The organism is Saccharothrix sp. ALI-22-I (assembly GCF_001984175.1).
GTDB lineage: Bacteria > Actinomycetota > Actinomycetes > Mycobacteriales > Pseudonocardiaceae > Actinosynnema.
Window position 1 is genome coordinate 1 of record NZ_MTQP01000009.1, and the last position, 6,870, is coordinate 6,870.

Sequence of the window (6,870 nt, forward strand, 5' to 3'; positions counted from 1 at the left end):
GCGTTTCGCACGCCGTCCCCATCCACCCGAACTACCCGACGTGGCCTGGATCAACCAGCCCGTCGACCAACCGCAACCGGCCCCGTAGACACAACCTGTCTCACTTGACTTGACAACTACCGCGGCGAGCACGGGCCGGAACCGGTGCTGCCAGGCATGCGGGTCGGCGGCGATCTCCCGGTCCAGGAACCTCTCGTACACCCCGGCCAAGCCGTGCGGGAGTGGCAACGTGGCCAGGTCGCCTGGGATCGGGTCGCGGAGCACCTGGTCGATCACGTACCGCGCGTACAGGAAGTTACCTTCTCCGGCCTCGGCGATGCGCTGGGCGAAAGCAAGCCTTCCGGGGTCGCGGATGACCCGCAGGCGGCGGTGGGCGTAGGCGGCGACGTCATCCACCCCGGCTGGTTGATCGCCCAGCAGGTCCAGCACCTGCGCGTAGGCGCCGACGAGTCGGGTCATGTCGTCGGCCGCGAGTCCTGGCCGGGTGGTGGCCACCAGCCTCAGGCCTGGCGGCGGATCCTGACCGATCTCGCTGGCCAGCAACCGTGCCCAGGTCAGCCCGTGCGCGCCTTCGACGGTCTCGTCCAACGCGTCGACGAGCACCACCACCGTGCCGGGGAGCGAACCGCTGTCACGCAGGCGCTTGAATGGGGCCCGAAGCACCTCGTCGAACGCCTGCCGCGGCTCGATCTCGCCCAGATTTAGGTGAATTCCGGTCGCCGTCGAGTTGACCAGCGTCCCGATTCGCTGCCGCACTTTCATCGTTAGGGCGATCTCGCGATGGCGGATCGTGGCCAATATGTGGGCGTAGCCAGGCACGGACTCGGCAAGTTGCGCGGCAAGGCGTTCCAGGATGCGCACCGCGGCCAGGGTCTCCTGTCGACGGTGCTGGCAGAAATGCGCCGCCGCCAGCCACTCCGGCCCTAGCCCATGCCGACTGGGGATCTCGCCGCGAGTGGCCTGCACCAGGCGGGCCGCGAACGCACTTTTCCCCACTCCCGGCTCGGCGACCACCAGCAGCACCCGTTCTCCGCCGGCCAGCCACTCTGCCACCTTGTCCAGAGCCCATACCCGGCCGGTGAACTCATCCAGCCCGACCTCCGCCGGGACCGTGGCCGGAGACACTTTCTCGCTCATCGCCTGTGTCCTTCACGTCGACTCGTCGGGTTCCGCCCGGTCAGGGCGTTGCTCGTCGGGGCCGTCGGCACCGTCGACCCCGCGGATGTCGGAATCTCGCACCTCATCCATCCGCTGCTTCACCCCGACCACGGTGCCCAGAAGTCCCCCGGCGCGCCGTACCCCGGCGATCGAGCTATTGATGACTTTCCCCATGCGCTGTCGTACACGCACCCGTCCAGCCAGCACAGACGGCTCATGCGCCGACGCTCGCCACGCCTCGAAGCCTGCCTGCGCCAACACCAAGACCACCAGGGCAGCTCCTACTGTCCAGACCCAAGCGGCGGTGAAGACGTTAATAACAATTGCGATCGCAGCCGCCAACAGCGCCGAAATTGTTGCCGCCAAAGCCCTGCTACACGGAGGCACCATCACACTTCCCCGCAGGACTAAACACTCTAACGAGCACCGTTAGATACCGCTGCATCTTGCCATCAAATTTCCCCTGGAGCCCTGTCGCCGCTTCAGCAATAGCGATCAGAGATAGCCTGACATCTTCCGGGTGGCGTCCGATTCGATCAGCGTGTCAGTGATACACCCCCGGTAATGCTCATTGCTCCTGAGGCGCGGATCTCGCGCCCCACTGCGGCAAGCGAGGTGACTGCGAGGAGGTCAAGAGCACGTGCGAGCAGGGTTGGCGGGCTGCCGTCGAGCGGAACCGCGACGAGGCCGACGGAGTTCCCCCGGCGTAGGCTTTGCTTCCGTCCGGGGACAGGTCGAAGGCACGCAGCCGCCCGACCAATGTGGTCAGGAGAGCCTGGTCGCCCGTGGTTTGGTCGACCGCGACCAGGCCGCCACGGTGCAGGACGACGACCAGCGCGCCGCCCCCAGACCGCTCACGAAGTGCAATCGGGAGGTGGAGGCCCCCAGTAAAGGTCGTGGGCTCAGGCATGGCCGCGTTTCCCTTGCTGATCGGCGAATCTGGGCGCATTCGCCTCACCCCACCCATGGTCCTCGCAAGTCACCCCTGCAGGCAGTCACCCGAAAGTGTGACCAGAGGGATGCTGGCCACGTCGGTAAACGCCCCGGAGGACTTATCCCCTGGCGCCAGGCCAGCGTGCTTGACCAGGGCCCGGGCCGAGGCGAACCGGGTGGGGTCACCGGTCTCGGCCAGGATCGCCGCGGCCCCGAGCACCGACAGCCCGGTGATCGAGCCGACCAGCGCCGTCAGACCGAGCTCTGGGCATCTACTCCGCCGGCCTCTACACCGACGGGCTGTGTGTGGCGGTGCCCGGCGACCGCGCACGCCGGGACAAACTGCCTCCGCTGCCACCGGGGATCGTCGAACTGACACCCGAGGAATTCGAGGACTTCCCGAACCGCGGCAACGTGCTGGTAGTGCCCATGGCCCGCATCGCCCGCGGCCTCAACATCCGGCTTCTGGTGCTGCGCCTGGCGCGGGAGAATTCCACCTGGGGCTACCGCCGCATCCACGGCGAACTCCTCGTGCTCGGCATCAAGGTCGCCGCATCCACGGTGTGGCAGATCCTCCAGGACGCCGGAATCGACCCAGCACCTGAGCGGGCCTCGACGACCTGGTCGATCTTCCTTCGCTCGCAGGCCGACGTCCTGCCGGCCTGTGACTTCTTCGAGACCTTCACCTTGAGCGGCGCCCGGCTATACGTGCTCGCGGTGATCGAGCACACCAGTCGCCGGATCAGGGTTCTCGGTGCCACCGCGCACCCGACCGCCTCCTGGGTCACCCAGGCCGCCAGAAACCTCGTCATGGACCTCGAAGAGGAGAGCCGACACGTGCGGTTCCTGATCCGCGACCGCGACGGCAAGTTCCCCGCCCCGTTCGACGTCGTCCTCGCCGACGCTGGCATCCAGATCGTCCTCAGCGGCGTCCGCATCCCGCGAATTAACGCGATCATGGAACGCCGGATCCGCACCTGCCGCCACGAACTCCTCGACCGCACCCTCATCTGGAACCAACAGCACCTACTCCACGCCCTGCACGAGGACGAGCACTTCTACAACACCCACCGACCACACCAAGGCATCACCAACGCACGACCACTACGCGCCCTGCCACACCCCGTCACCGACCAAGCCGCAGTCACCTACCTCGACATCCGCCGACGACAGCGGTTGGGCGGCATCCTCAACGAGTACTACCAGGCCGCCTGATGCGATGAAGGGGCGGGGCCTCCGCTCCCCGTAAATCTGATCCGGCTTGAAGGGCACTGAGCTGCACCGGATCAGATTGGTGAGACGGAACGTGGCTCCGGGTTGTCTCAGTGGATCTGATCTTTGTTCGAGTTCGGCGGGGCGACCCTGAGGGTGGGTTGCTGTACGGACGTCGATGCAGAGATCCACCGCGTCGACCGGCTCTCGGGGTAGGGCTCGCTCATTTCGCGTACCCGCCTGCCCAGGTGGAGGCGGATACCCGCTGATCAGCGGTCCTGAGTGATCGGGGGCTCAGGCGGTGAGGATGTCCAGGATGCCGGTCATCTGCAGCACCCGGTGCACCTGTCCAGCGGCGTTGACCACGGTGAACTCGCGACCGGTCGCCGTGGCGGTGTTATGCGCGCTGATCAGGGCACCGATGACCGCGGAGTCGATGAACCGCACGGCGGCGATGTCGACGGTGACCACCGCGGCGCGGTGCAGTGTGTCGTGCAGCAGTTGCCGCAGCTGTCCGGCGTCGCTCATGTCGATCTCGCCGGCCAGCGTGATCGTGGTGCGGCCGTCGCTGGTGTGCGTCTCGTGGGACCAGCCCGGGTCGGGATTCACGGCTCCTCCCTTCCGGTGACTGCCGGGTCGGTGTCGGTGTCGCTCCGCTGCCCGCTCGGCGGGTTCGCTGGCGCGGCGGTTTCGGTGATGCAGACGCTGACCGAGGCGGTGACGCCGTCCGGGCGGCGAGTCAGCATAAGCGCCCCGGTCAGGTGATGCGCCAGCCACAGCCCGCGTCCGCCGGTCTGGTTGGTCGGTGACAGCCGCACGGGGAGCCCGTCCGTGTTGCCCCCGTGGTCGACGATCTCACAGGTGAGCACGTCGGCGTGTAGGCGCAGTTCGAGTCGGCCGGCGCCGCCGCCATGGCGGACCGCGTTGGTCACCAGTTGGGCCGCCCGTAGTTTCCGGACCAACAACAACGGTAAGCAGTTGATCGAGATCCGTACCTGGGGAAACTCCTTCGAGGCGAGGAGCGCGAGGCCGCCGGCCCGAGGGCGTACGACCGCCGTCGCACCAAGCCGCCACCGTGTTGCTCGGCGGCCTGCGTGAGCTGATAGCGACCACCGTGGAAGACGGCGGCGACGTGGACGACATCACCGAGGACGCGATCGATGCCACGATGCGAATGCTCGGCCCCCGCCCCTGACGCCATCCCACCAGGCTGCGCCGTGACCGTCGACGTAGCGCACTGGTTCGGTCTGGACACCGTCGGTGCCGAGAAGTCGGTCGCCGCGCGATCCTCCGCCACGCCGCGGAGGTCCGGGCGCATGGATGCGCCGAGGGTGGTCAGCAGTCGGGGTCCGCGCGGCTCCGGCCGGCCGGTGGCGCTAACGTGATCATGTGCTTGACTCCACCGTCCGTGACCGGATTGTCCGCTACCGCGCGAACCGCGGTCTGCCCCGCGAGGACGCGGCTGCCCGGATCTCCGCATACGTTTACGGCAATATCCTGATCTTCGCGGCGATACTCGCCATGGACGAGGCTGACGTCGACCACGGCCGCGCGATCGTCGTCGAGCTCGGTGTGGCCTTCTCGACCTTCCTGGCGCACGTCTTCTCCGAGGTGATCGCGCGCAATGTCCGCTCCGGCGCCCCGACGACCAGGTCAGACGTGCTCCACGAGCTGCGCGACTCGATCCCGATCATCACCTCTGCCGTGGTCCCGTGCCTCCTGCTGGCCGCCGGCGCCGTCCAATGGCTACCGGTGCCGATGTCCATCGCCGCGTCGCAGGTCTACCTGTTCGTGCGCCTGGCCCTGGTCGGTTTCGTCGTCGAGCGTCTCCTCGCCCGCCGTGCCTCGACGCACACCCTGCTGGCCGGCGTCCTGATGGCCTTGATCGCTGCCGGAATCGCCCTGCTCAAGGTTACGCTAAGTTACTAGTTAGTGCTTTGTTAGGTCGGTGTGTCGTGGGGTCGTTGGACCGGTGCGGGTAGTTTCATACTGCGGTGACCCTTGACGAAATTTTGGTTGTGCGGCAACGCCTTGAGGCGTTCGCGGCGGACGTGTTCGCGTCCTTGGCTCGATCTGACCAACGGGCCAAGGGCGAGACATATCTGCGTGGTCTGCTGCTGGACGGGCGGCGTAAGTCGATGCAGCCGATGGCGCAGCGTCTCGGGGTGGATCATCAGGGGTTGCAGCAGTTCGTGACCACGTCGACGTGGGACACCGCTGCGGTGCGGGCGCGGCTGGCGCGCCGGGCGTGGCCCGGCAGTACTCCGGCACTCTGGGCAAGGTCGCCAACTGCCAGATCGGGGTGAGCGTCCACGCGGTCACTGACATCGCGTCGTGTCCACTGGACTAGCGGTTGTTCCTGCCGGAGTCCTGGGATGCGGTCAAGGCGGCACCGGCGGCGATCAAGGCGGCAAAGACCAAGCGGCGCAAGACGCTGAAGAACGCGCCACGAGAGAACGCGCCACAAGCGGTCGTGCCCAGCCGGCCGAGAGCCCGATGCCGGGTTGACGTCGCCCGGGGTTGACGTCGCCAGGGTTGACGTCGAGGCGGTGACCGAGGCTGCCCGGGCCCGGCGGCACCGGTGCGGGATACCTGAGGGTGAGGGCCACCGTCCGAAATGGACGATTGTGATCGAGATGCTGGACGAGCTCGCTGAATACGGGCTGCGGCCACCAGTGCTGGCCGCGGACGCCGGCTACGGCGACAACAGCCAGTTCCGGGCCGCGCTGGACGAGCGGAACATCCCCTACAGCGTGCAGGTCAAAGGTGACACCCTGGCCCACACCGCTGAGGCGGTACCCACCCCCTGGGTGTGGTCCGGACGGGGCCGGTGCGGCCGTCCACCGGCCAACGCCACCCCTGTCTACCCGGACGAGGCGGTCAGCCTGACCCAGCATGTCGCCGCCGTCGGCCGGTACGCCGCGATCACCGTCACCTGGCGCGAAGGCAGCAAAGGCCCCCTCACCTCACAGTTCGTGTTCCTGCGGGTTCGCCCGGCCGGGCACCGCATCCCCCGCGACCCCGACGGCAGCCTGCCCGAACGGTGGTTGATCGCCCAATGGCCCGACACCGAACCCGAACCCGTCACCTACTGGCTGTCCAGCCAGCCCACCGACACCGACCCGGCCGACCTGATCCGGTACGCGAAGATCCGCTGGCGGATCGAACACGACTACCGCGAACTCAAGACCGGCCTCGGCCTGGACCACTTCGAAGGCCGCTCCTGGACCGGCTGGCACCGCCACGTCACCCTCGTCACCGCCGCGCACCTGTTCATCACCATGCTGCGACTCGACCCAAAAGCGGCTGCGCCGGCCTGACCCTCTACAAGGTCATCCACGAGCTGCAACACATGCTCGCGACCTGGACCGGCGCATGCCCCACCTGCCATCAACACGTACAACCGTTGCAGCGCAACAAACCCGACTAACCTAACAAAGTACTACTAGTTGATCAATTTGTGAGTGTTGTTTCGATGGTGGCCCGCCACGGCCCCCGCGATCAGCGTCGCGATGCCGTGCTCCAGGGACGCCGCCATGTCCAGCCGGAGCTCGGCGACGACCGGGT

Annotated in this window: 7 protein-coding genes and 1 pseudogene; 3 read left to right on the plus strand and 5 right to left on the minus strand. The window is 67.3% G+C overall.

The window, feature by feature from the left end; translation table 11 throughout:
- The 3 genes from ALI22I_RS00200 to ALI22I_RS55220 form a co-directional block, all read right to left on the minus strand.
- On the minus strand, positions 1 to 1,137 hold a 1,137-nt coding region (locus ALI22I_RS00200; RefSeq protein WP_202970485.1), incomplete at its 3' end, for a hypothetical protein.
- A 12-nt stretch (positions 1,138 to 1,149) separates the two neighbouring features.
- Positions 1,150 to 1,428, minus strand: coding sequence for a hypothetical protein (locus ALI22I_RS48280; protein WP_143531830.1), 279 nt, complete (start codon positions 1,426 to 1,428; stop codon positions 1,150 to 1,152).
- A 709-nt stretch (positions 1,429 to 2,137) separates the two neighbouring features.
- Positions 2,138 to 2,470 carry a transposase gene (locus ALI22I_RS55220; protein WP_443216870.1) on the minus strand — a complete coding sequence of 111 codons (333 nt, stop codon included), beginning with the start codon at positions 2,468 to 2,470 and terminating at the stop codon, positions 2,138 to 2,140.
- Between ALI22I_RS55220 and ALI22I_RS00210 the strand changes: the two genes are divergently transcribed.
- Positions 2,398 to 3,306 carry an integrase core domain-containing protein gene (locus ALI22I_RS00210; protein ID WP_238597981.1) on the plus strand — a complete coding sequence of 303 codons (909 nt, stop codon included), beginning with the start codon at positions 2,398 to 2,400 and terminating at the stop codon, positions 3,304 to 3,306. The genes ALI22I_RS55220 and ALI22I_RS00210 overlap by 73 nt on opposite strands.
- Before the next feature lie 291 nt (positions 3,307 to 3,597).
- Here the strand turns inward: ALI22I_RS00210 and ALI22I_RS00215 are convergent, their stop codons facing one another.
- A complete protein-coding gene (locus ALI22I_RS00215; protein WP_077003569.1) occupies positions 3,598 to 3,912 on the minus strand; it encodes an STAS domain-containing protein in 315 nt (104 codons plus the stop codon).
- On the minus strand, positions 3,909 to 4,235 hold the full coding sequence (locus ALI22I_RS50165) for an ATP-binding protein (RefSeq protein ID WP_077003570.1): 327 nt from the start codon (positions 4,233 to 4,235) through the stop codon (positions 3,909 to 3,911). The genes ALI22I_RS00215 and ALI22I_RS50165 overlap by 4 nt, the downstream gene beginning before the upstream one ends.
- Positions 4,236 to 4,692: 457 nt before the next feature.
- On the opposite strand from ALI22I_RS50165, the gene ALI22I_RS00225 reads away from it, so the two are divergent.
- Positions 4,693 to 5,232 carry a hypothetical protein gene (locus tag ALI22I_RS00225; RefSeq protein ID WP_077003571.1) on the plus strand — a complete coding sequence of 180 codons (540 nt, stop codon included), beginning with the start codon at positions 4,693 to 4,695 and terminating at the stop codon, positions 5,230 to 5,232.
- A 65-nt stretch (positions 5,233 to 5,297) separates the two neighbouring features.
- Positions 5,298 to 6,623, plus strand: a pseudogene (locus tag ALI22I_RS55225) (IS701 family transposase).
- Positions 6,624 to 6,870 lie beyond the last annotated feature (247 nt).